This window comes from Pseudoalteromonas sp. OFAV1 (genome assembly GCF_021532595.1).
In the GTDB taxonomy this organism is placed as follows: domain Bacteria; phylum Pseudomonadota; class Gammaproteobacteria; order Enterobacterales; family Alteromonadaceae; genus Pseudoalteromonas; species Pseudoalteromonas lipolytica_C.
On record NZ_JAKGBG010000021.1, the window covers coordinates 16,691 to 42,564 of the forward strand.

21 protein-coding genes are annotated in these 25,874 nt (G+C 41.1%); 6 read left to right on the top strand and 15 right to left on the bottom strand.

Annotated elements, in window-relative coordinates:
- The first annotated feature begins 2 nt into the window (after window positions 1-2).
- Window positions 3-1,511, top strand: coding sequence for a mannitol dehydrogenase family protein (locus L1267_RS12900; RefSeq protein ID WP_235383116.1), 1,509 nt, complete (start codon window positions 3-5; stop codon window positions 1,509-1,511).
- A gap of 118 nt (window positions 1,512-1,629) precedes the next feature.
- On the opposite strand, the gene secF is transcribed toward L1267_RS12900, so the two are convergent.
- The 5 genes from secF to queA form a co-directional block, all read right to left on the bottom strand.
- Window positions 1,630-2,577, bottom strand: coding sequence for a protein translocase subunit SecF (gene secF / locus L1267_RS12905; RefSeq protein WP_135923319.1), 948 nt, complete (start codon window positions 2,575-2,577; stop codon window positions 1,630-1,632).
- 8 nt (window positions 2,578-2,585) lie between these two features.
- A complete protein-coding gene (gene secD, locus L1267_RS12910) occupies window positions 2,586-4,445 on the bottom strand; it encodes a protein translocase subunit SecD (RefSeq protein WP_135923318.1) in 1,860 nt (619 codons plus the stop codon).
- 22 nt (window positions 4,446-4,467) lie between these two features.
- Window positions 4,468-4,806: a preprotein translocase subunit YajC gene (gene yajC, locus L1267_RS12915; RefSeq protein WP_036973302.1), complete on the bottom strand. Its 339-nt coding sequence runs from the start codon at window positions 4,804-4,806 to the stop codon at window positions 4,468-4,470.
- Between the two features lie 29 nt (window positions 4,807-4,835).
- Window positions 4,836-5,963: a tRNA guanosine(34) transglycosylase Tgt gene (tgt, locus tag L1267_RS12920; protein WP_058583935.1), complete on the bottom strand. Its 1,128-nt coding sequence runs from the start codon at window positions 5,961-5,963 to the stop codon at window positions 4,836-4,838.
- 150 nt (window positions 5,964-6,113) lie between these two features.
- Complete coding sequence (gene queA / locus L1267_RS12925) at window positions 6,114-7,145, bottom strand: tRNA preQ1(34) S-adenosylmethionine ribosyltransferase-isomerase QueA (protein WP_235383117.1); 1,032 nt, start codon at window positions 7,143-7,145, stop codon at window positions 6,114-6,116.
- Between the two features lie 169 nt (window positions 7,146-7,314).
- Between queA and L1267_RS12930 the strand changes: the two genes are divergently transcribed.
- Together L1267_RS12930 and L1267_RS12935 are read left to right on the top strand one after the other, a co-directional pair.
- Entirely contained in the window at window positions 7,315-9,825 is a 2,511-nt protein-coding gene (locus L1267_RS12930) for a two-component system response regulator (RefSeq protein ID WP_135923316.1), read from the top strand.
- Window positions 9,826-10,058: 233 nt separating this feature from the next.
- Entirely contained in the window at window positions 10,059-10,262 is a 204-nt protein-coding gene (locus L1267_RS12935; protein WP_135923315.1) for a hypothetical protein, read from the top strand.
- 29 nt (window positions 10,263-10,291) lie between these two features.
- Here L1267_RS12935 and L1267_RS12940 read toward each other — a convergent pair whose 3' ends face one another.
- The 10 genes from L1267_RS12940 to L1267_RS12985 all read right to left on the bottom strand — a co-directional run bounded on the left by L1267_RS12940 (window position 10,292) and on the right by L1267_RS12985 (window position 21,284).
- Window positions 10,292-11,200, bottom strand: coding sequence for a hypothetical protein (locus tag L1267_RS12940; protein WP_235383118.1), 909 nt, complete (start codon window positions 11,198-11,200; stop codon window positions 10,292-10,294).
- Between the two features lies 1 nt (window position 11,201).
- Entirely contained in the window at window positions 11,202-11,801 is a 600-nt protein-coding gene (locus tag L1267_RS12945; RefSeq protein ID WP_138556703.1) for a hypothetical protein, read from the bottom strand.
- Window positions 11,794-12,336, bottom strand: coding sequence for an RNA polymerase sigma factor (locus L1267_RS12950; protein WP_135923312.1), 543 nt, complete (start codon window positions 12,334-12,336; stop codon window positions 11,794-11,796). Before L1267_RS12950 ends, L1267_RS12945 begins: the two co-directional genes overlap by 8 nt.
- 132 nt (window positions 12,337-12,468) lie before the next feature.
- The gene (locus tag L1267_RS12955) at window positions 12,469-13,395 is read right to left on the bottom strand and encodes a hydrogen peroxide-inducible genes activator (protein ID WP_235383119.1); all 927 of its coding nucleotides are present in this window, start codon (window positions 13,393-13,395) and stop codon (window positions 12,469-12,471) included.
- Window positions 13,396-13,643: 248 nt separating this feature from the next.
- Window positions 13,644-14,912: an inorganic phosphate transporter gene (locus tag L1267_RS12960; RefSeq protein WP_135923310.1), complete on the bottom strand. Its 1,269-nt coding sequence runs from the start codon at window positions 14,910-14,912 to the stop codon at window positions 13,644-13,646.
- Window positions 14,913-14,953: 41 nt separating this feature from the next.
- Complete coding sequence (locus tag L1267_RS12965; protein WP_135923309.1) at window positions 14,954-15,631, bottom strand: TIGR00153 family protein; 678 nt, start codon at window positions 15,629-15,631, stop codon at window positions 14,954-14,956.
- Window positions 15,632-15,781: 150 nt separating this feature from the next.
- Window positions 15,782-16,483: a phosphate signaling complex protein PhoU gene (phoU, locus tag L1267_RS12970; protein ID WP_054552476.1), complete on the bottom strand. Its 702-nt coding sequence runs from the start codon at window positions 16,481-16,483 to the stop codon at window positions 15,782-15,784.
- A 47-nt stretch (window positions 16,484-16,530) separates the two neighbouring features.
- Window positions 16,531-17,358, bottom strand: coding sequence for a phosphate ABC transporter ATP-binding protein PstB (gene pstB, locus L1267_RS12975; RefSeq protein WP_135923308.1), 828 nt, complete (start codon window positions 17,356-17,358; stop codon window positions 16,531-16,533).
- A 26-nt stretch (window positions 17,359-17,384) separates the two neighbouring features.
- The gene (gene pstA / locus L1267_RS12980) at window positions 17,385-19,034 is read right to left on the bottom strand and encodes a phosphate ABC transporter permease PstA (RefSeq protein ID WP_135923307.1); all 1,650 of its coding nucleotides are present in this window, start codon (window positions 19,032-19,034) and stop codon (window positions 17,385-17,387) included.
- 15 nt (window positions 19,035-19,049) lie between these two features.
- Window positions 19,050-21,284, bottom strand: coding sequence for an ABC transporter permease subunit (locus L1267_RS12985; protein ID WP_235383120.1), 2,235 nt, complete (start codon window positions 21,282-21,284; stop codon window positions 19,050-19,052).
- 344 nt (window positions 21,285-21,628) lie between these two features.
- Here L1267_RS12985 and L1267_RS12990 point away from each other — a divergent pair, with 344 nt between their 5' ends.
- The 3 genes from L1267_RS12990 to ppx all read left to right on the top strand — a co-directional run bounded on the left by L1267_RS12990 (window position 21,629) and on the right by ppx (window position 25,857).
- Window positions 21,629-22,135, top strand: a complete 507-nt coding sequence (locus L1267_RS12990) for a glycine cleavage system protein R (RefSeq protein ID WP_135923305.1) — start codon at window positions 21,629-21,631, stop codon at window positions 22,133-22,135.
- Between the two features lie 160 nt (window positions 22,136-22,295).
- Window positions 22,296-24,377: a polyphosphate kinase 1 gene (gene ppk1 / locus L1267_RS12995; RefSeq protein WP_235383121.1), complete on the top strand. Its 2,082-nt coding sequence runs from the start codon at window positions 22,296-22,298 to the stop codon at window positions 24,375-24,377.
- The gene (gene ppx, locus L1267_RS13000; RefSeq protein WP_235383122.1) at window positions 24,370-25,857 is read left to right on the top strand and encodes an exopolyphosphatase; all 1,488 of its coding nucleotides are present in this window, start codon (window positions 24,370-24,372) and stop codon (window positions 25,855-25,857) included. Before ppk1 ends, ppx begins: the two co-directional genes overlap by 8 nt.
- Window positions 25,858-25,874: the final 17 nt, after the last annotated feature.

Consider the following 25,874-nt stretch of genomic DNA (forward strand, 5'->3'; position numbering starts at 1 on the left):
ATATGGACGTAATTTCACTACAGCAATCTACGTTGAGCTCATTACCGACCACAGTGGCAGTCCCAGAATATGACCGCCAAGCATTGCAATCAGGTATCGTTCACGTAGGGGTGGGTGGATTTCATCGCTCACACCAAGCTTTCTACACTGATAACTATATTAACCGTAGTGATGATTTACGCTGGGGTATATGTGGTGTTGGTTTACGTGAAGCAGACCGCTTAGTAAAACAACATCTAGAATCACAAGACTACCTTTACTCAATTTTGACGAAGCACACTGATGGACATACGCAAGTGCAAGTTATTGGCTGCATGACGGATTTTCTAATGGCCCCTGACGACCCTGAAGCAGTCATTAGTAAAATGGCTGCTGACGAAACGTATATTGTATCATTAACAATTACCGAGGGAGGATATAACTACGATCCATCTAGCGGTGAATTTGACTTTACTAACCCTGATATTCAGCATGATTTAGCTAACCCAGATAAACCTAAGCTTATCTTTGGTTATTTGGCTGCTGCATTAGCACGTCGTCGAAAAACCGATAGACCGCCATTTACCATTCAGTCATGCGACAATATCCAACACAATGGCGACATTACTCGAAAAATGCTTGTTACTTATATTCGAGCATTCGACCACGGACTTGCCGATTGGGTCGAAAGCCATGTTTGTTTCCCCAATGCCATGGTAGATAGAATAACTCCAGCAACGGATCAAAGCGACTTAGCACTTGCTAAGAATTTGGGCATTATTGATAAATGGCCTGTTACTTGTGAACCATTTCATCAATGGGTGATTGAAGACAAGTTTAGTCAACAACGCCCAGCATGGGAACTTGTTGGTGCCCAGATTGTAGATGATGTAACACCTTACGAAACGATGAAGATTCGTCTACTTAATGCTAGCCACTCAGTGCTTGGCATTTTAGGTTCTTTACGCGGCTATCAAACTATTGAACAAGCAATCTGCGATCCTTTGTTCACTAAGCTTATAACCGAGTTTATGGATAAAGAGGTCACACCTATTTTAGATGCCGTACCGGGTATTGACCTTAGTGACTATAAAAAAACACTAATTGCCCGTTTTGCAAATCCAAATATCAAAGATAGCCTTACAAGAATTTGCTCACAAAGCGCAGCCAAAGTATCTACTTTTTTGGTACCAACAATTATAGAAAACCTCAAAAGCAACGGTAATACTGCTATTGCGAGTTTAGTTATTGCTGGATGGTGTTTATATAGTGATACGCATTTAACCCAACAAGGAGAGCCTTTAGAGATCATCGATGATATGGCTGAAACATTACAACAGGCAGCTCATGCATCGCGAATTTCCCCGCTCGCTTTTCTGGAGCAACCTAGCATTTTTGGCGCACTTGTTGAAAACACGTCATTTTGTAATGAATATAAATCTTACATTAGTAAGCTCTATGCAGGTGTGGCTATTGAGCACATTATAGTATCACTATTAGATCAGGCTCAGGCGAAGCAAGTTTATAATTAGGCGACAAAACGCAATTAGTGATTAGTTTTGTCACTTGAATGATTGAATATCATTGCCAGTGTATATAAAAACAAAAAACCGCCCTAAATTTAGGGCGGTTTTTCTTTTTAACACTCAGTTAAGGCATAGGATCGAGATCCGCACCTTCTTTTTCAATTACTTCTGGAATTAAGTCTTCTTTACTTACACCCATTGCAATTGCTACAGCTGAAGCAACATAAACAGATGAATAAGTACCGATGAACACACCAAACAGTAATGCCGTTGCGAAACCGTGGATCGTTTGACCACCCCAGCCAAATAACGCAATCAATACTAGAATAGTGGTGATTGATGTTACTAGGGTACGGTTTAACGTTTGCGTTAATGAGATATCGATAATTTCAATGGTGTCATCAATACGCACTTTACGGAAGTTTTCACGGATACGGTCAGAAACAACGATGGTATCGTTAAGTGAGTAACCTATTACCGCCAAGATTGCCGCAAGAATCGTTAAGTCAAACTCAAGACCTAGTATTGAGAATAAGCCTAATGTAATGATAACGTCGTGTAATAGTGCTGATACCGCCCCTACCGCAAAACGCCATTCAAAACGAAACGCAACGTAAATTAAGATACAGATAAGTGCAGTTAACATGGCAAGGCCACCCTGCTCTTTTAGATCTTCACCAACACTTGGGCCAACAAACTCGATACGACGCATTTCTACTGTCGGCTCAACTTTTTGTAATGCCGTAATGATTTGGTTACCAATCACTTCTGCTTTTACGCCAGCACCTTGTGGAGCAAGACGGACTAGAATCTCTTTACTTGAGCCAAACAGCTGCACCGAGAAATCTTCAAAGCCGCTTTCTGTGATTGCATCACGTACTTCTTTAAGATCAGGTGCTTGAGTAAAGCCCACTTCAACAGCAGTACCGCCTGTGAAGTCGAGGCCGAAATTTAAGCCTTTAGTAAAAAACGATACGAAAGAAGCCAAAATCAACAAAGTTGATAATGTCATGGCAAACTTTCTTAACTTCATAAACGGGAGTGTTTTACCACCGAGTTTTAAAATTTGCATGCTGACTCCTAAATCGACAACTTATCAATACGCTTACCGCCAATGAATAAGTTGATTACCGCACGGGTACCAACAATGGCTGTAAACATAGAGGTGATAATACCAATCGCAAGTGTTACTGCGAAACCAGCAATAGGACCAGTGCCCACTGCAAATAGGATCACTGCTGCGATAAGCGTTGTGATATTAGCATCGAAAATTGTGCTAAATGCGCTGTCGTAACCAAAATGAACCGCTTGTTGCGGACTACGACCATCTTCAAGCTCTTCACGGATACGTTCAAAGATAAGTACGTTAGCATCAACCGCCATACCTACAGTTAATACGATACCTGCGATACCTGGTAACGTTAACGCAGCTCCTGGAATAAGCGACATTACACCGACAATTAATACTAAGTTGGCACCCAGTGCGATGTTCGCCACCATGCCGAAACCTTTGTAATAAAAAAGCATAAATACAAGCACAAACACGAAACCTAGCACAACCGCAGTCATACCCGCTTCAATGTTTTCTTGACCTAAGCTTGGACCTACCGTGCGTTCTTCAACGATTTGAATCGGCGCAACAAGTGCACCGGCACGAAGTAATAAGCTCAGGTTATGTGCTTCAGCTGGATTATCGATACCAGTAATACGGAATGAACGGTCAAGACGGGCTTGAATCGTCGCCACGTTAATCACTTCTTCAACTTTAATAGGTGGAAGTGCTTTACCGTTTTCATCTGTTTTACCTGATGGCTTATATTCAATAAATACTGTGGCCATGCGTTTGCCGATAGCACGTTTAGTGAACGCATTCATTTTTGCGCCACCTTTGCTGTCTAGCGTAATACTAACCTGTGGGCGCTGATACTCATCCATACCAGATTGCGCACCAGTAATGTGGCTACCTTCAAGGATGATGCGTTGCTTAAGTACCACTGGGTATCCATCACGTGCCATGATCACTTCAGTACCTGGCGGTACACGACCTTGTAAAGCGGCACCTGCATCGGCATTTTCGTCAACTTCACGGAATTCAAGCGTTGCTGTTGCACCTAAGATTTCTTTAGCGCGTGCAGTATCTTGTACACCCGGAAGTTGCACAATAATACGCTCAGCACCTTGGCGCTGTACGTTAGGCTCTGCAACACCGATTTGGTTAATACGGTTACGAATAATAGTTTCGTTTTGTTTGATAGCATAATCGCGAATTTCTTTTAGCTTTTGCTCGCTCATGCTGGCAAAAAAAGCGTTATCACTGCTGCTATCATCAATGTATACGTTTAACGGGTAACGAGTAGATAAGAAGCGCTCTGCGGCATCTTTGTCTTCTTCGTTACGCATCTCAACACGTAGACGCTCACTACCTGCTACTCTACGAATAGTGCGATAACGTAGCTTTTCTTCACGTAAGTCACTTTTGAAATCTTGTTCCATTTGCTCAAGCTGAGTATCAACCGCCGTCGCCATGTCGATTTCCATAGTAAAGTGAACACCACCGCTTAAATCTAGGCCTAGCTTCATCGGGTTACCACCCAATGCTTTTAACCACTCAGGTTGAGCCGGAGCCATATTGATTGCAGAGATGTAATCTTCACTAAGGGAATCACGCAGTATATCTTGCGCTTTTAGTTGCTCTTCAACATTCTTAAAACGAACCAGGATTTGTCCGTCTTCAAGTTTGCTTGATTTAACAGTAACGTTATGTTCTTTGAGGGTCGCATTTACTTTATCGAGTACGCTGAGGTCAGCATCAGTACCTTTAGTGCCCGATACTTGTATGGCCGGGTCGCGGCCATACAAGTTAGGTGAGGCATACAGAATACCAACGACTAACACAACAAGAACAAGTAAATACTTCCATAATGGAAACTTGTTTAACACGTGTGAGTCCTTATTTTTATTGTTATAGCGACTTCATAGTGCCTTTTGGCAATACTGCAGAAACAGCTGATTTTTGTACTGTTACTTCTGCTTGGTCGTTTAATGAAATCACGATGAAGTCTTTGTCATCAGCGATTTTAGCGATCTTACCTACTAAACCACCTTGCGTTAGTACTTCGTCGCCTTTTGCCATTGCGCTCATCAGGGCTTTATGCTCTTTTACACGTTTGGCTTGAGGGCGGTAAATTAAGAAATAAAATACCAAACCGAAAATACCCAACATGATTAGCATTTCCATGCCACCACCTGCTGGTGCTGCACCTGCCGCACTTGCGTGGGCGTTTGAGATGAATAAACTCATTTCACTTCCTCTTTAATTTTTCTAAAAATTTAATCTGATGTATCTGCAAGCTCTGGCACTTCTTGGCCGCGGCGTGCATAAAAATCTGCAACAAATTCGTCTAGTTTGCCATTACTGATGGCATTACGTAAGCCTTCCATCACGCGTTGATAATAACGTAAGTTATGAATCGTGTTTAGACGTGCGCCTAAGATTTCATTACATTTATCAAGATGATGCAAGTATGCACGTGAATAGTTTTTACACGTATGACAATCACACTCAGGATCCAGTGGGCCCGTGTCTGTTTTATGTACTGCATTACGGATTTTAACAATGCCACCCGTTACAAATAAGTGACCATTACGGGCATTACGTGTAGGCATTACACAGTCAAACATATCGATACCACGGCGAACCGCTTCAACTAAGTCTTCTGGTTTACCAACCCCCATTAAGTAACGAGGCTTGTCTTCCGGCATTTTGTAAGCACAGTGATCAAGGATATTGATCATCTCGTTTTTCGGCTCACCCACCGATAAACCACCTAATGCATAACCATCAAAGCCAATTTCTTCTAGGCCTTTTTGTGATTGTGCACGAAGCTCAGGGTACATGCCACCTTGGATAATACCAAATAGCGCTGCAGGGTTATCGCCATGACCTTCTTTTGAGCGTTTAGCCCAACGAAGTGATAACTCCATAGAATCTTTTGCTTCTTTTTCAGTCGCTGGGTATGGCGTACATTCGTCAAAAATCATCACGATGTCAGAGCCTAAATCGCGCTGAACTTGCATCGCTTTTTCTGGTGAAAGCATGATCTTTTCACCATTAACTGGTGAGCTGAACATCACGCCTTCTTCAGTGATTTTACGCATTGCGCCTAAGCTGAATACTTGGAAACCGCCTGAGTCAGTAAGAATTGGGCGATCCCAATTCATAAAGTCGTGTAAGTCACCGTGTTGCTTAATGATTTCTGTACCAGGGCGCAGCATTAAGTGAAAAGTATTACCTAGGCAAATTTGCGCGCCAGTATCTTTCACTTCGTCCGGCGTCATACCTTTAACGGTGCCGTATGTGCCTACAGGCATAAATGCTGGCGTTTCTACAACACCACGTTCAAAAATCAAGCGGCCACGGCGCGCTTTACCGTCAGTGCGGTCTAATTCAAATTTCATATTATCCTCAGTGTCGGAAAAACAGTCCAACAAGCTATAATTTAACCGCTCGATTCTACCCTGTTTGCAGCTTTATTACTATTAATTGGGCTAAATTCGAAAATAAAAAGCCCAGTTAAAAAACTGGGCTTTTTAAAATCTAAACTGTCGTTATTTTCGCGTTAAGAACATGGCATCGCCATAACTAAAGAAACGATATTTTTGCTCTATTGCGGTATGGTAAGCATCCATGATGTTTTCTTGGCCAGCAAAGGCACTCACTAACATGATCAAGGTTGATTCTGGTAAGTGGAAATTTGTCACCATAGCATCAACTACGTTGAACTGATAACCCGGGTAGATGAAGATATCGGTATCACCAAAGTAGGTATCAAGTTTGCCGCCGTGCACTTTAGCAGCAGATTCTAACGAGCGAACTGAGGTAGTCCCTACGGCTATTACGCGACCACCTTTTGCTTTCGTTTCGGCTACCGCTTTAACCACATCATCAGGTACTTCGATGTATTCTGAGTGCATGACATGCTCATCAACTGAGTCAACACGCACAGGCTGAAATGTCCCCGCACCTACATGCAAAGTCACAAACGCCATGTTTATACCTTTGTCTTTTAATGCCGTCATTAACTTGTCATCAAAGTGCAGGCCTGCCGTTGGCGCTGCAACTGCACCTGGCTTTTCACCATAAACAGTTTGGTAGCGCTCGCGGTCTGATTCGTTATCAGGACGATCAATGTAAGGTGGCAAAGGCATGTGACCAATGTCATTTAAGATATCTAATACATTTTCGTCTTTGGCAAATTCAAGCTCAAAAAGCTCGCCATGACGTGCAACCATGATAGCTTCGGCTTTACCTTCAAGAATAATTTTTGAGCCAGGTTTTGGCGATTTACTTGCTCGAACATGGGCAAGCACCCGATGTTCGTCAAGCACACGCTCAACTAATACTTCAAGTTTGCCACCCGACTCTTTTTGCCCGAACATACGTGCAGGAATTACTTTAGTATTGTTGAAAACGAGTAAATCATTTTCATTAACAAGTGATAAAATATCACTAAACACTTTATGTTCCACTTTCCCTGATGGGCCATCAAGGGTCAGCAAACGGCTGCTAGTTCGATCTGCTTTAGGAAAACGAGCAATTAATTCATCTGGAAGGTCAAAGCTAAAATCAGCTACGCGCATGGAGCATATCTCTCATTAATAAAAACGCGCCAAGTTTACTCTGATACGCCCACTACCTCAAGCAAAGGCCAAATAACCGCTTTTAGGTAAAGTTTGCTTGTAGATTAGGCAAAATGTCATTATTCTAGCTTATTCACTAAACATGGGTTCGTTAAGAGGTAGTAGCGCCATGGCAAAGCAGTTAAAACTGCTAATTTTGAACGCTAGCGTTGCAGAACGTGAGACGGTAAAGTCTACGCTCAATAAACTAAATGTATTTCAGTTTATCGAAGCAAGCGACTCTCAGGACGCGTTAAAAATACTCAAAAGTCACCCGGTGGACATTATTATTACTGGCCTTGAGGTTGGTAAAATTGATGGCTGGCGCTTTTCACGTATGATCCGCTCTGGATTGTTAAAAACACCTAAAAACACGCCTATCTTATTAACACCTCCTATATACTGCGAACGCATTGCCGAAACCACTGCGCGAAGCTACGGTATTGATGCCGTATTGCCATTCGAACGCCAAGATATGTTACCGCAAGTACTTGCCAATGTACTTTCAACCCATTTAGAAAAAAGTAGTCGCCTAAATTTACTGCTACTCGAAACAGACAGCCGCAAAGCACAAGATATAAGCAAACAACTAAAACTTAGCTTTGCGGTAACGCATACCACCTCAACTAAAGCGACGCTTGCAACATACTTACAGCATAAGTTTGCGATTGTTTTGATTGATGCCACTGAGTCACATTCTGATACTGCAGCTGGACTCATCAGCGAAATTTTGCAACATAATCCAAAACAAGCAATCGTAACCATTATTGATAATAATGATGCTGACTACGCTGAACAGTTATTATTATCGGGTGTGACTGACTTTATCCGTGCACCTTATGATCAATCACTGTTAAGTAAGGTGTGCGATCATGCTGCCCGACGCGAAGATTTTATGGTTAGCTATGCTGAGTTTGCGCAAAAGGTCGAACAGCTAAGCCAAAGCCAAAGTCGCTACAAAGAACTGTTTTCAGCGCACCAACGAATTTTATTGCACCTTAATACGGTTGTTCTTGAATTTGATCAGCACGGAAATATTCGCTTCATTAATCCTGCTTGGGAAAGTCTTACTGGTTATGGCATAAAATCAAGCTTATCAAAGTCACTCACAGATTTCTGTCTTCCAGAGTGTCAAACCAAGTTACAAAATACAATTCAAAGTATTTTGCATGGTGGCGAGCAACAACAACAAGTTGAAATACAACTTAAACACAAAAATGGCAATGCAATTTGGGTCGAGTGCCGCTTACAACTGATTAAAAATAGTCAAAACTCGGCTACGATCACTGCAACCATTGATAATATTCATGAACGAAAACAAGCTGAACTTCAGCTTCGCCATTTAGCTTTACACGATACACTCACAGAGCTGCACAATCGTTATTACTTTGACCAACAATTACAGCGTATTTGCCAAGAGAAATACACTAATGACGATATTGAGCACGCACTTATTTATATCGATTTAGACCACTTTAAGATTATTAACGACAGTAAAGGCCATCAACAAGGCGATATTGTCTTAAAAGAGGTTGCCCAGCTATTTACCGCTAACATAAGCGAAGAGCATTTGATTTGTCGTATTGGCGGTGATGAATTTGCTGTTATCTTAAAAAATACCAACTTACTTGATGCACACTTAGTTGCTGAGAGCATTTGCGTTGCTATTGAAAAACACCAATTTCACTCTGAAGGGCAAATATACTCAATTAGCTGCTCTATTGGTTTGACACAAATTACAGCACAGAATAATGATCCCAGCGAATGCTTAAAACAAGCAGATATCGCGCTTTATGTGGCAAAAAGTTTGGGCCGAAACTTAGTTCATTGTTATTCCAAAGAAGACAGTAACCACAATAGCCTACAAGTTGGTTTAGAGTGGGGACATAGTATTCGTCAGGCTCTTCAGCAAAATGCCATCGAGCTTCATTATCAGCCAATCTGGGATTTTAAACGTAATCATGTTGCTTACTTTGAAACATTACTGCGCTTGAAATTAAATGATGAGCTAATTTACCCGAACCAGTTTATCCCTGCATTAGAGTTATTAAATGACACATTTTTGATGGACCAATGTGTTATTCGAAATGCTATTCAAAGTGTTGCAAAGCATCCAGAGCTTAATCAAATTGCTATCAATTTATCGGCGCAATCATTCTTAGATGAGCGTTTGCTTCCGCATATTGAATCAAGCTTAGAAGAGTATGAAGTGGCACCGAGCCGCATAATTTTTGAAATAACTGAGTCGGCAAGCATCAAAAACCTGACAGCAACCCGTGCGATGATAGAGCGTTTAAACGGCTTGGGCTGTCACTTTTCGATTGATGATTTTGGCACTGGATTTAGCACGTTCAATTATCTAAAACAATTACCAGCACAACATGTGAAGATCGATGGTTCATTCGTTCGCGACATGCTAAATGATCCTATCGATCTTGCTTTAGTTAAAGCCATTAACGATATTAGTCGTTCGCTTGATAAGCGTTCTGTTGCTGAGTATGTTGAAAATAAAGAAATATTTTTAGCATTAAAAGAAATTGGAATTGATTACGGACAAGGCTTCTTTATCGCCCGCCCAGTACCGGTTGAAAAAATTTCTGCTGAACTAAAAAAAATATCTGAAAATAATTTATTTAACTAACAATTAGCTAGCATTATAAAGTGAAAAAAAACGGCATTTTTGCTACTTTTTACCTATTTTTAGTACTTCCAAAGTCACGATACTCATCTATACTTAAATCCACAGCAGGAACTAATGTCGTATTTTTATAGTGATTACTTAAAAAATACATGACATTACCAATTACATTATACATACTGAAAATAACTTAATATTAATAAGTTCATGTATTAACGGTATAAAGGAGAAAAGTGATGACACAACTAATCGTTTTGTTGCTGTTCGTAAATTTAGGGATAGCGTATCAATGTTACCGTAATGCAACCTTCAAGGGGTATCCGGTAAAGATATTTACAGGCTTAGGTCTCGTGCCGTATTTTAATTTAGTCGTATGGGTTTATTTATTGTTTTTACCCGACTTGAAACCTTTTTCAATGAATGAAAAGCAGCCTCTCTAGGCTGCTTTTTAGTTGGGGAGCTAGCCAAGCTAAAAATTATAGCTTGATGCCTTTTCAAGCAGTTGCGTGGCTTTTATATCACCTTGCACACACTTTTTAATATCTGACTTTTTAAACACCTTAACCTGTTCACTTTTATCTTCGCTAATACCACGAATGACAAAACTAACATGCTCATCGTTTGGTAAGTTTCTTAAGCCACTACCATAATCACATAAGGTAAGCGATAAGCTGTTATTTACCTTTTGTACAAGCTCAGCTAATTGTTGCTGCTGCTCTTTCACCCGTGCTTGTTTTTTTTCAGCTAACTCTTTACGCATTACTTGTTGTTTTTGCGATAATTTTTGCTGCTGCTTTTCAAGTTCTTTGATTGCTGCTTGTAGCTCTTTTTTACGTTGTTCGAGCTCTTGATCTTTGGCGTCTTTGTCGTGACGACGGTCAAACTCCAAATCACGTTTTTCACGTTCAAGATCACGAATTTCACGGCTTATATCTCGCTCTTGTTCAGCAACATCACGCACTCGCTCAGCACTTTCACGCATCACTTCCATTGCTTGCTGGTAGGCTTCTTGCGTTTTCACTACCACGGCATCGCTTATTACTTGCACATGATCACCTAACACCTCAATTTCAGCCAGTTCTTCAAAGTCGATATCTGGCAATGGTGGAAGAGGCGCATCAGGTACAGACGCAAACACCGAAGACCACCGTGAACTACCTCGTACATCAAAGCTAAATACCACGCCTTGGTGTTGTAGATAGCTTGAAGTTACATTTCTTACCTTGTTATCGGTATCTTGTTTTAAAGCTGCGGTGAGGATTTTTTCCATGATCCCGACTTCTCGCTGAATTTTATCTAATTCATCGTTTGCTTGTGCTTGCACGCTTACGGCTGAGCAAAGCAATAAGGCAGCTGAGGTTAATGTGTATTTTGACATCTTAATACTCCAAGTTGTTGGCAACGGTTGGCATAGATCGGCCGTCCACTTGCTCTGCTAAATCATTTAACTGCATACGTAAGTACGCTTGGTCTTGAGCGCGCTGCGTTTTGATATAGGCAAGCACGCTAGCAATATCTTCTTGACGCTCTACTCGCCCAGTTTTAATCGCTTCTTTAGCCAGCTGGTACATCTGCTGCTGTTGCACTTCATTTTGTGCTGTAAGAATGTTTTGCAGCTGATCAATTTGCTTTTGTTGTGACTCTAATAAGTTGGTTTGTTTAGCGACTTGCTCAAGTAATTGCTGGTTTTGTTGCTGCGGATTACTAACAAAAAGCCACGCACAAAACGCAATTGATGCCGCCATTGCCCACATACCAGAGCCAAAAAATACGTTAGCTTTTTGCACTTTCGGCATACTTGATTCTCTGTCCCAGTTTGGTACTGGCACCGTTTCATAGTCTTTACTTTGTTGTTGCCACTGCATCGCATTGTTCATCATTAATGCATACTCAGCATTAGCTTGCAGCAAGGCTATTTGCTCATCAGTTAAGCTCTCACCTTCTAACCATGCGGTAAATAATGAATCTAAATTAGCCATCTACGGCCTCCAAATGCACTTTTAATTTGCCAAGCGCACTGTATAGTCTTGATTTAGCTGTATTGGTCGAAATGCCTAATTGCTCAGCTATCTCTTCAAATGTACAGTGCTGAAAAAACTTTAACTCCACCACTAAACGCTGCTCCCAGGGTAAATTATTCATCATTTCTTTTAGTTCATGATGCTGCTCAGATTGCAGTTGATTCGTTTCTAACTCGCTACGCTCACAGCTTTCTTCTGGCGCAGAATCCAAACTTTGATGCAATTTACGGCGACGATAATATTCGACACTACGCCGATGCACTATTTGATAGAGCCAAGTATTAAAGCTCGATTCACCACGAAAGCTCGGTAAGCTTTTATACACAGAAATAAACACTTCTTGCATCAAATCCATTGCATCATCGGGATGGCTTAACATCCTTAGGCAATAGTTATATACCTGTGTTTCGTGCTGCTTGACTAATTTCAACCACGCCCGTTTATTGCCCTGTTGCGCTTTGGCAATTAATGTTTCAAGTGATTGAAAAAACACGCTAGCCTCGTCATCTGATCTGCCTTTAATGGTTTTGTTATTATGTTAGTCGAGGGAAGGAAAAAAATAGTTTGTTTAAATAACAAAAAACCCCAAATTTTTTATTTGGGGTTTTTTATTTGCGGTTTTTTATTATTCGTCACACTGACCATCTAAGCTACATTGCCTATTAAGAAACAGCTCTAACTGCTGACTAAACAGCCTAAAGTCTCTGATCCGGCCTGTGGTTTTACGCCATACAATACCAATATCACGGTACGCATCGCTCTGGGATGGCGTAGCAACCATTTCTTTCTTGTCTAAAATGCCGGCATTAATAGCCATTTGCGGTAAGAAAGTCACACCTAGCTGGTGCTCAACCATACTTAACAAAGTATGTAAGCTTGCCGCTTCAAATGGATTAATACAACTTGAACGATTCAAGTGGCAGGCACTTAGCGCATGGCCAGTCATACAATGCTCACGCTCTAGTAAAAACACGCTGGCATCCGGTAGTAGATTAAAATCTTCCACCCCAGCTGCAGGCGTATAGTCTTTGTGATGCACCAAACTAAAGTGATCTTTTGCAAGCACTTGAGTATGGAATTTGTCAGTATCATACGGCAATGCAAGCAATGCCATATCAATTTGGCCATGCTCTAATTTATCGAGTAGCTTATCACTGGTATCTTCAACCAAGACTAACTCTAACTCAGTAAAAGTTTGTTTGCAGAAATGATATAAAGGCGCGGCAATGAAGCTGGCAATCGTTGGGATCACGCCAAGGGTGAGCGTGCCGCTTAACGGTGTCAAAAAGCTTTTTGTTAGCTCTTTTAGGCTTAAGGTATCGTCTATAATTTTACGAGCTTTCTCTACGACTTCTTCACCGATAGCTGTAAACATTAAACTGCGATTTTCACGCTCAATAAGCTGACAACCTAACGTTTCTTCTAAGTTTTGAATTGCACTACTTAATGTAGATTGGCCAATAAAACAGGCGCTGGCTGCGCGGCCAAAGTGTTGATGCTGATGGACTGCTAATAAATACTGTAGCTGTTTTATACTTGGTAAGTTATTCATATTCTGTTTTTATACCAAATCGCTTAATTAAGTGATCTATTTTGAGGCAATAAAACCTCGTTAATAACAAGGCAAAAATTTCGCTATTAAGTTGCTCTTAATGAGAAATCTTTAACGCAGATAGCGACAGGTTTATCCTTCAAAATGATTAAATATTATTGCGGATTGATATTACTACCTGCAAATAAAAAGACCCCAATACCTAAGGCATTGAGATCTTTTCAAGCTAAAAGTCTGTTAGTACTTTTTTAAACCCCGAAGGCAGTTCTCAGTACGTAGAAAATAACAATAGCAAGGGCTGCGCCAACTGGCAATGTAATTACCCAAGAAACTACAATGTTTCTTACTACACCCATGTTAAGTGCCGCAATACCACGTGCCATACCTACACCTAATACTGCACCCACAAGTGTTTGTGTAGTAGAGATAGGTAAGCCAGTACCTGATGCGATAACAACAGTAGAAGCAGCTGCAAGCTCAGCAGCAAAACCGCGGCTAGGTGTTAAGTGTGTGATACCTTCACCGATTGTTTTGATTACTTTCTTACCTAAAATAGCAAGACCAGCAACAATACCGAAACCACCCAGTGGTAAAATCCACCATGCGATAGCCGCTTTCTTAGCGATTTCACCGTTGTGCTCAACAATGTTTACAACAGCAGCTAGTGGACCAATTGCGTTAGCAACGTCGTTTGAACCATGTGCGAATGCCATACAACATGCTGTTAGTACCATTAGTACTGCGAACACTTTCTCAACGTTGTTGAATTGCATTTTTTTGTCAGCTTTAGGGTCAATTTTAAGGCGTGAAATTGCGAATTTACCAATGATTGCAACAACCACTGCAATTGCGATAGAAAGCGCATAACCTTCAACAGCACCTAAGTTAATACCAATGTGCTTCAAGCCTTTCTTGATGGTTACAAGCGACATGATGAAGCCAGCTAGACCCATGTATACAGGTACGAAACGCTTAGCATTTTTAAGTGGTGCATCAGTGTCAAAAATTAGCTTTTGCGCACTCATGAAAATCAAATAAGCAATAAAACCTGAAATAGCAGGGGTAACAATCCAGCTACCTACAATGCCCATTACCTTGTTCCATTGAATTGCTTCGCTACCTACTGCAACCAATGCGAAACCAATGATGGCACCGATGATTGAGTGAGTCGTAGATACTGGCCAGCCCAAGAAAGAGGCAATTAATAACCAGCTACCAGCAGCGAATAGTGCGGCAATCATACCAAGTATCATAAGTTCTGGTATGTCCGTAAATGGCGCGGCATCTATAATCCCTTTACGAATTGTAGATGTAACCTCACCACCGGCAAGGTATGCACCAGCGAATTCAAACACCATCGCAATGATGATTGCTTGTTTAATTGTAAGTGCTTTTGAGCCTACAGATGTACCCATCGCATTGGCAACGTCATTTGCACCAATACCATAAGCCATGAAGAAACCGACTGCGGCGGCAGTTAAAACGAGTAACGTGCCGTAATTTGCAATGATATCCATTGTGTGAACCTTTAATTTTTCGAATTTGAACTGATTTTTAATTAACGAGCTAACATCAGCTCAAGACGAGAACCTACGCGCTCAGCAATATCAGCCAGCTCGCCAACCCATTCAATGATCTTGTATAAGAACATTACGTCGATTGGGTTAAGTTCATTTTCTATAGCGCGCAATTGACGGCGTATTTTGATTTGCATGTCATCCGTGTCTTGCTCAATTGCGTCCAATTCAACGAGCATCTTTTCAACTAAAGTCACTTCGCGACCTTTGAAGCCCGTTTCAAGAAGCTCATCTAGCTCGTTGATTGCTTTTGATGCTTGTTTAGTTGCATCAACACAACGAGTTACATAAGCAAGGAAATCTTCTTGAATTTCTGCAGGAATAGTCATCTCACGACCAACTACACGACCTGCAATATCTTTTGCTTTGTTAGCAATCTTGTCTTGTTGAGTAACAAGTTCAAGCAAATCGGTACGCTCAACAGGCATGAATAAGCCACGAGGTAGTTGAAGGCGGATGTTACGTTTCATTTCATCAGCTTCACGCTCTAAATTACGAATGTTTAGGCGGATTTCTTCCGCTTCTTGCCATTCTTCTTTAAACACGTGATTAAAGAAAGGGATCAACGCTTTACTTGCTTGATGTGCTTTCTTGATGTGATCTTCCATAGGCTTAATAGGTGATTTAGCAAAAACCCCTAAAAATGCATTTGTAGGCATAACTGACCCTTTATAAATTAGTATGCTTTGGCAGCTGCGAATTTTACAGCATTGTGTTCGATTGTGAACGCTTTTTCTGCCTTACATCACCAATAATAGACAAAGCGGCCAAAGGCCGCTCGGTTTAATAATGAAAAGTAGCGGTTAAAATTACAGCGACTTTTCTATATCTGCTTGAGATGTATGACGAATATCTTTACCGTTTACAAAGTAGATAATGTATTCAGCAATATTTTGGCAACGGTCGCCAATACGCTCTAATGAGCGTACTGACCACACTAAATCCATAATTTTCGGGATTGAGCGTGGATCTTCCATCATATAAGTCATGATTTGACGTGTAATTGCTTCGTATTCACGATCAACTTTGGCATCTTCTTTGTGCACTTCAAACGCACATTGCACGTCCATACGTGCAAAAGCGTCGAGTACATCATGAAGCATTTTCGATACTTGACGACCCATATTTTCAATATTCACCAAAAGATCTTGCTGATCTTTTGTGAACGAATCCAATGCTACTTTAGCAATGCGCTCAGCTTCATCACCAATACGCTCTAAATCAGCAATTGTTTTAGCGATTGCAATCACAAGGCGTAAGTCACTGGCAGCAGGCTGACGACGAGCAATAATGCGTGTGCACTCTTCGTCGATATTTACTTCCATTGCATTTACTTTATAGTCGTTTTCACGAACTTTTTGTGCAAGATCCGCATCACCATTGCTAACAGCATCCAGTGCACTGTTTAGCTGTTGCTCAACTAAGCCACCCATGTTTAATACATGGTTACGCACATTTTCAAGCTCTTCATTAAAGCGGCCCGAAATGTGTTTATTGATATTATGTTCCATTGTCTACCTCTATAAATTTCGTTTACGGTACCAAGTGACTTTATTGACTAACCGTAACGGCCTGTAATGTAGTCTTCTGTTTTCTTCTTGCTTGGTGTTGTAAATAACGTATTGGTATCTGAATACTCAATCAACTCACCCATGTACATGAACGCAGTTTGGTCTGATACACGAGCAGCTTGTTGCATGTTGTGAGTAACGATTACCACGGTAAACTTGTTCTTTAAGTCGTTAATTAGCTCTTCGATAACTAAAGTAGAAATTGGATCAAGTGCCGATGTTGGCTCATCCAGAAGCAATACTTCAGGCTCGATAGCAATTGAGCGAGCAATAACAAGACGCTGTTGCTGACCACCCGATAGGCCAAATGCACTATCGTGTAAACGGTCTTTAACCTCATCCCATAACGCTGCGCCACGTAAAGATTGTTCAACCACTTCGTCTAGTTTACGCTTTTCTTTAATACCTTGTAAGCGTAGGCCATAGACGACATTTTCGTAGATTGATTTTGGAAATGGATTAGGACGCTGAAACACCATCCCAACATTTCTTCGTAATGCTGCAACATCTACGCTCTTATCATAGATGTTGTGACCATGAAGTAAGATCTCACCATCGATACGACAGCTATCAACTAGGTCATTCATACGGTTGATACAACGTAAAAGTGTTGATTTACCACAACCAGATGGACCGATAAACGCCGTTACCTGTCCTTTCGGGATGTTCATATTTACGCCGCTAAGCGCTTGTTTATCACCGTAGTATAGATCTAAGTTTTTAATCTCTAACGCTGTTTGTTCTGCTGTTAGATTTTCTAAATCTAGCTTTGCCGCGCTTTTCGCTTGGTTTACTTGTGGTGCAACTGTAATCATCTCTGTCTACCTATAAAAATTCTGTATTAATGCTCAAGAGCTCTAAACTTTTCGCGTAAGTGGTTACGAATACCAATCGCGGTGATATTCAGGGCGATAATTACTGATACCAGTAAGAATGCCGTGGCATATACCAGCGGACGCGCCGCTTCTACGTTAGGGCTTTGGAAACCAACATCATAAATGTGGAAACCTAAGTGCATAAATTTTCTATCTAAATGTACGTATGGGAAGTTACCGTCAAGTGGCAGTGTTGGTGCCATCTTAACAACACCAACAAGCATTAGTGGTGCTACTTCACCGGCTGCACGCGCAACCGCTAAGATTAAACCAGTCATAATCGCAGGGCTTGCCATCGGAATGATGATGCGCCATAGCGTTTCTGCTTTTGTTGCACCAAGCGCCAGTGAACCATGACGAACAGTACTTGGAATACGTGACAAACCTTCTTCCGTTGAAACAATTACAACCGGTAAGGTTAAAATTGCCAAGGTTAATGCTGACCAAATCACACCAGGTGTACCAAATACTGGGCTTGGCGACGACTCTGGGTAGAACAATTGGTCGATACTGCCACCTAGCATGTATACAAAGAAGCCTAAACCAAATACACCGTATACAATTGAAGGTACACCCGCAAGGTTGATTACCGCGATACGGATCATCTTCGTAATCGCATTTTTCGCTGCGTATTCATGTAAGTAAATCGCTGCAACAACACCAAACGGAGTCACAATCACTGCCATCAGTAATACCATGAATACAGTACCAAAAATTGCAGGGAATACACCCCCTTCAGTATTTGCTTCACGCGGGTCGTCCGCTACGAACTTACCTAGCTGTACAAAGTAATGACCAAGCTTTGCAAAGAAGCCCATGTCATTTGGGAACCATACATCAAGAACTTGATACAGAGGTAAAGTAACCACTTCACCACGCATGTCTTTAACCGTTACTTGGTCACGCTTTGCTTCTTTACGAAGTGCAAATAACTGTTTTTCTAGCACGGCATATTCAGCACGTAGCTCAGCGCGTGTTTGTGCTAGCTCAGCAACACGCTCATCCGTTAACTCGTTATCAAGCTGATACGCTTTTTCTTTTAAGCGCAAGCGCTCAAGTTCATAGTTGATATGACCAATATCACCATTTTGTAAATCGAGTGCTTGGTCGTTTAGGTCAACGGCACGGTCAACAAGATCATAAAGTACCTCGATTTTGTTATCTGTAATAACTTCACCGTCTTTAATAACCTGTTCTACATAACCGTAAAAGTTACCGTTTTTGCTACGCTCGAATACTGCAAGTTCAGCGGGTGCAGTACGCGATGTGATGTCTGTCTCTAATACCCAACGGAAATCGAGATCTACGTACTCACGGTTACCTGTTTTGATTAGTAAGCGCTCTAGTTGCTCTTTGTCGTAGTGAGATAAATCAACGCCCGTCGCCTCAATACGTGATTTTGCAACTAGCTCACGGTCATAAACTTCACCGATCACTGTTTGTTTAGCAACTGAGCCTTGCAGCTCAAGTTGCACGACTTCTGATGGCCAGAAAAAGCTTAAACCTTTCCAAGCAATCATGGCTAATAAGCCAAGAACCGAGATTAAACTGATGCTTACCGCACCGCCGGTCATCCAAATCCAAGGAGAACCAGACTTAAACCACTGCTTTACCATGTCGTGTCTCTCCACCTACATTGAACTGTATTTTTCACGCAGTTGCTGACGAACAAACTCAGCCACTGTGTTGAAAACGAATGTGAATATGAATAGTACAAATGCTGCTAAGAATAGAATGCGATAATGCGAGCTGCCTACCTCAGACTCTGGCATTTCTACCGCGATATTCGCTGCAAGCGTTCTCATACCCTGGAAGATACTCCAGTCCATAATAGGTGTATTACCTGTTGCCATTAGTACAATCATTGTTTCACCCACAGCACGGCCTAGACCCATCATCACAGCTGAGAAGATACCTGGGCTTGCTGTTAGTAATACTACACGCACCAATGTTTGCCACTGCGTAGCACCGAGTGCTAATGAACCATTTGATAAGTGCTTAGGAACACTAAATACCGCATCTTCCGCAATTGAGAAGATAGTTGGAATAACTGCAAAGCCCATTGCAATACCAACAACTAACGAGTTACGTTGGTCGAATGTCATTCCTAATTCATTAGTTAGGTACTGACGAACGTTACCATCGAACATCCAAAGCTCAATTGAGTTACTCATCGCAAATGATAACCAACCAATAAAGATAACCACTGGAATAAGTAAAATTGAATGCGAACCTTCAGGAACACGGTGACGAATTGACGCCGGTAGCTTGTTCCAACCAAATGCGGTTAATAGAATACCAATTGGCAGCAACACCAGTAATCCGACGATGGCTGGTAAATGCTCTTCAATCAGTGGCGCTAACCAAAGACCTGCCAAGAAACCTAGGATTACCGTTGGTAATGCTTCCATGATTTCAACCGTCGGCTTAACCACTTTACGTAGTTCACTCGACATAAAGTAAGCTGTGTAAATAGCCGCAGAAAGTGCAATCGGTACTGCAAATAACATCGCATACATAGCAGCTTTAATCGTACCGAATGAAATTGGTACTAGTGAGAATTTAGATTCAAAGTCATCACTTGCAGACGTTGACTGCCAGATATAAGCCGGCTCTGGGTAGCCCTCGTACCATACTTCTTGCCATAACGCAGACCAGGTTACTTCAGGGTGCTCGTTATGAATTTCGATTACTTTTAATGCATCATCAGCAAGAATAAGTGCCGCATTAGAACGTGGTGCAATTGCAAAATTTTGAATTGGACCTTCGCTTACTTTGCCTTGCCATAGTTTTGCTTCACTGGTTGTGTAATAAATACCTAGCTCACCATTTGCACCCGCGGTAAAGAAAGTTCGACGATAAAACTCTGTAGAGATATTTAATTTAGATTGTTTAGTCGTTTCGAATGCACGGATTTTTTGAAACTCGCGACCATCTTCCGTGTTTACTTCGAACCACTGCGATACTTCGCCGTTATCGTTAGCAAGCATTAGTGAGTTAGCACCGGCTAACAGCTGCGTTGAAACAAGATTTGCGTTTTCTTCGTTTGCTGCAAGCAATTGAATTAGCTCAACCTCAGAAGGATAACGCGTATCGTAAACATAAATCTGATTTGCAGAACGAATAAAAGTACGCGTTGTGTCAGGTGAGATTAATAGCTCATCAACGCGGCCTTCAATATCAAGCTCAGTGCGCTCAACAACCCATTCAACTTCGCCGGTGAACATATTTTCTTCACCCACAAAGCTACTAAATAAAACACGCTTATCAGCGGTTAAAGCAACAACGGCTGTTTTATCTTCGTAGTGGCTAAATGCGAACTTAGTAATCGCCGCACCTTGATCGTCTACTTCAAGCGCCAAATCACCTAACGGATAATCTAAGCGAGGGGTTAGCTTGCGTTCATTATTAGGGAAAGTAACTAAAAACTTTGGTGACACGATAACCACAGAGCCATTTTCTAGGCCATAGCCATATTGGTTCTGAAATGGTGCAGAGCGTGCAAAGCTGCTCACGTCACTTGGTAATTCAGTATTAAGAGTGGTGATCTTTTTACCAAACTGCGCTTTCTCGACATTATAAAAGTCGACATTGCCTTTTTCACCTAGTAAAAAAGCCACTTCAGTTTGCTCTTCAATACCTAGACCAACAATTTCTGAGGCATTATCTAGTTTTACACTGTTACGTGTTTCAACTTTTGCTGACTCAAAAATAGGTTGAACAACATATAGAAGGTAAAAGAATATCAGTAGCAGTGCGATAAGCACCATTACACCGCCTGCGGAAATACCCCACTCGGCAAACCGGTCTTTAAATAGACGGCTTCTATCCGTATGAAAGGTCGGTTTATTCGGATTGGAAGTCATCAAAACACCCTTAAATCTTAACGTTGCGCGGATTATATTTCACGAAGATGACAGTAATGTTACAACCGTCATATTTCAGTGTAATAAACTGCATGCTTGGGTGTTGTTTTTAGCCTGTAAATATAAGCGAAATGAATATTGTTTTAGAGTTATGAGTCACTAACATACAATGGGCTAACGATTTGTTATAACTAATTTTTTATTACTATATGGAAAATATTGGACAAACAATAAATCTGCAACAATACTGAATAAGTGTTATTTTTCCCAAAATAAAAATTATCATCAACCAACGCCTCCTCTTTTCATTGCATTTTACAGAGGCTTTTTTAAGAGACTTAAGTATGAAGCAGTTAGTAATTACTATTTTAGGGCCAGATAAGCCTGGCCTAGTTGAAGATCTATCAGCAACAATTTTAAACCATAATGGCAATTGGTTAGGGAGTAACTTAAGCCACCTAGCCGGTCATTTTGCGGGCATTATAGAAGCTGCTGTTCCTGAAGAACACTTACAAGAATTGCAAGATGCTCTACATAGCCTTCCTCATCTAGAGGTGAGAATTGAGCGTGGTTCAGAAACACTCGAAGAGGTTAAATCTGAACAAATTAACTTTGTGATCACCGGTAATGATAGACCCGGCATTGTCCAAGAGCTTGCCAGTGTTATTCGTCACAAAGGAGCAAATATCACTCACCTTAATTCAAAACAACAAAGTGCACCTAACTGGGGAGTACCTATATTCAGTGCCGTTGCAACCGTTGCCCTGCCCGTTGGTATGAGCAAAGACGAAGTGATCAGTGCGCTTGAATCTATTACCACAGACTTAATTGTTGATATTGAGGACGCATAACAAGCAAGTTTATAGGGATATTTAAACTTAAACTAAGCTTTAAAATTAACGGCATACATGTCACATAACTGACATGTATGTCATAAAAGTGATAAATACGTCATATAAACGTCATCTGCATCCTCTATATTCTAACTAGCTATAAACGTTGGAAAACCAGATGAACGCATCACATTCTTCTTCTCAAGCCGTTAATTACTTTGCCAAAGAGCTAAGTTGGCTGTCTTTTAATGAACGCGTGCTGCAAGAAGCTAAAGATAAATCTAACCCGATTATTGAGCGCATGCGCTTTTTAGGTATTTACTCAAACAACATGGATGAGTTTTTCCGTGTCCGTGTTGCCGATGTTAAACGCCGAATATTACTTAATAAAATTCCTGATGCGAACTTTGAAGAAGACGAAATACTACTTCATCAGATCCAAAGTAAGGTGCTGCAGCTTGGTAAAAAGTTTAACCAAATTCATAAAGACATTTTAAATGACTTAAACGAGCACAATATTCACGTTGAGTTACCTGAGGAGCTATCTGAATTTCACTTGAGTTGGCTGAAAAAATTCTTCCACGACAATGTGCTGCAACACATATTGCCGATTTTACTCTCTGAAAAGAAAGACTACTCAGATCAAATCAACGACACCATGACCTATTTGTTTGTCGAGATGACCAACCAAAAAAGTCATTATGCCATGATGGAAGTACCAACCGACCGCGTATCTCGTTTTGTTATTTTACCACCAGAGAAAACGCGCCGTCACAAAACCATTGTGATGCTTGATGACATTATCGCCTACTTTATTCGCGATGTGTTTAGCAGCTTTTTTAGCTTTGATGATATTCAATGTTATGCCATCAAATTGACCCGTGATGCCGAATACAACTTAGATGACGAGCTTGAAGAAGGCTTGCTCGATAAAATGTCAAAAGGTCTAAAACAACGTATTTCTGCAGAGCCTGTGCGCCTTGTTTATGACGAGAGCATGCCTGCTGAAATGCTTAAAGTGATGAAAAAGCGCCTTAATATAAGCCAACATGATGCGTTGATCCCCGGCGGCCGTTACCGTAATTTCCGCGATTTCATTGCGTTTCCGAATGTTGGCCGTCAGTATTTAGAAAACAAACCACTGCCTGCATTACAAAGCGCAGCCTTTAACAATCACTCAAGTGTGTTTGATGCCATTTCAGAGCAAGATATTTTACTGTATTACCCCTACCACACCTTTAACCACTTACTTGAGTTTGTACGCCAAGCGGCGTTTGACCCAGATGTAACCCAAATTAAGGTCAATATTTATCGCGTTGCGAGTCAGTCTCGCCTGGTTTCTACGCTTATTAATGCCGCCAAAAATGGCAAACACGTAACTGTAATAGTTGAGCTGAAAGCGCGCTTTGATGAACAAAACAATATTGAATGGGCAAAAACCCTGAGTAATGCGGGTGTTAAAGTTATTTTTGGTATTCCTGCACTAAAAGTGCACAGCAAACTATGCGTTATTCACCGTAAAGAAAAAAACAACATAGTGAAGTACGCCCATATTGGCACGGGTAACTTCCATGAAAAAACCGCCAAAATCTACACTGACTTTAGTTTATTTACTAGGCATGAAGGTATTAGTGAAGAGTGCGATAGTGTGTTTAAGTTTATCGAAAGCAGCTATAAGCCATTTCAATTTGATCACTTAATGATTTCACCAGTCAACGCAAGACAAACTATTACCTCCTTGATAGATAATGAGATTACCAACGTAGAACACGGAAAAGCTGGTCGAATTACGCTAAAAATAAATAATCTTGTTGATAAAGAGCTGGTTGACCATCTCTATTTTGCAGCAAGACGCGGTGTAAAAATTCGTATTATTGTGCGTGGCATGTGTTCGTTAGTGCCCTCTGTCGTTAACGATAATATTCGTATTATTAGTATTGTTGACCGCTTTTTAGAGCACCCTCGGGTTATGGTGTTTCACAATAATGGTGACGAAAAAGTGTATATTTCATCAGCAGACTGGATGACCCGGAATCTAGATCACCGTGTAGAAGTAGCTACACCCATTTATGATGAAAAATTAAAGCAGCTCATAATTGATATTCTTGAGCTACAGTTTAAAGATAGAACAAAAGCGCGCATAATCGATAGCGAACAAAAAAACAGCTATGTACGCCGTGGCAATCGCAAGAAAATTCGTTCGCAAATTGCCATTTATGACCACCTTAAAAAATGGGAAAGTAACTATAATAATGAATGATTATCCCTCAATTGCTGCAGTTGATTTAGGCTCAAACAGTTTTCATTTAGTGGTGGCAAGAGAGGTCGATGGCTCTTTGCAAATCTTACACAAAGAAAAGCAGCGCGTTTATTTAGCTGATGGTTTAGATGATAAAAATCACTTAAGCCAAGAAGCTATCGAGCGCGCACTGGCTATTCTCAAACAATTTGCCACTACATTGCAAGACTTCCCTTTAGAGAATGTCAAAGTGGCTGCCACTTACACATTACGCCGCGCGAAAAACATACATTCATTCTTAACTCAAGCAAGTAAGGTGTTTCCTTACCCGATTGAAGTGATTTCAGGGCAAGAAGAAGCCCGTTTAATTTACCAAGGCGTTGCCCATTACATTCATCACGATGAGAACCGCTTAGTTATTGATATCGGTGGCGGCAGTACCGAGCTCATCATTGGTAAACACTTTAAACACAAACTCCTTGCTAGTCGCAACATGGGCTGTGTTAGCTATACCAAGCAGTTTTTTGCAGATGGACAAATCACAGCTAAGCGCTTTGCCAAAGCGGAGGTTCGCGCTGAACAAGAACTCGAAGTGATCTTTGCCAATTACTTATCGGCTGGCTGGCAATCTGTAGTGGGAACATCAGGCACAATAAAATCTATCCTTGCCATGATTAATGCCAATGATGCCGAGCAAGAGCTGATCACATTAGAGCGATTATTAGAACTTAAAACCCAGTTTATTGCTGCTAAACAAATAGCTGCTCTGCAAATTGAAGGTCTTACACCTGAGCGACAAGTGAGTATTTGTGGTGGTTTGGCTATTTTAATCGCGGTATTTAGACTATTTAAAATCGAAGCGATGCAATATAGCGATTACTCGTTGCGTGAAGGTTTACTTCATGAAATGCAGCAAAAGCTCGCCCATAAAGATATTCGCACTAATACTATAGCGAACCTATCTGAGCGTAATGCCATAGATAAAGAGCATGCTAATCGTGTATCGACAACTGCAAAGTGGCTATTTGAACAGGTAAAAGGGGCATGGCAACTTACCGACCCTGACTATATCAACTTACTGGATTGGGCCGCGCAGCTGCATGAAATTGGCTTAGGGGTTAATTCATCAGGAATACATAAACACAGTGCGTATATCGTAGCAAACAGTCAATTACCGGGCTTCACACAGCAACAACAAACTCTACTTAGCTGTATGATCCGCTTTTATCGTAAAAAGATCCGTTTAGAAGATTTTCCAGCTCTGCATACCATGCAGCATTACGAAATATTGCAGTTAATTGTTATTTTGCGCTTAGCAGTATTGCTAAATCAAAAGCGCATTACTGACCAAGGTTTTGATCTTGAGGTCACAGCCAAGCAAAATAGTATGTTCTTAAAGTTTCACAATAAGTGGCTTAAAGAACATACCTTGCTTTTGGCGGATTTACAGCAAGAGCAAAAATACCTTAAAAAGGTCGGCTTCTTACTCGATTTTCATTAAGCGGATTAATAGATTAA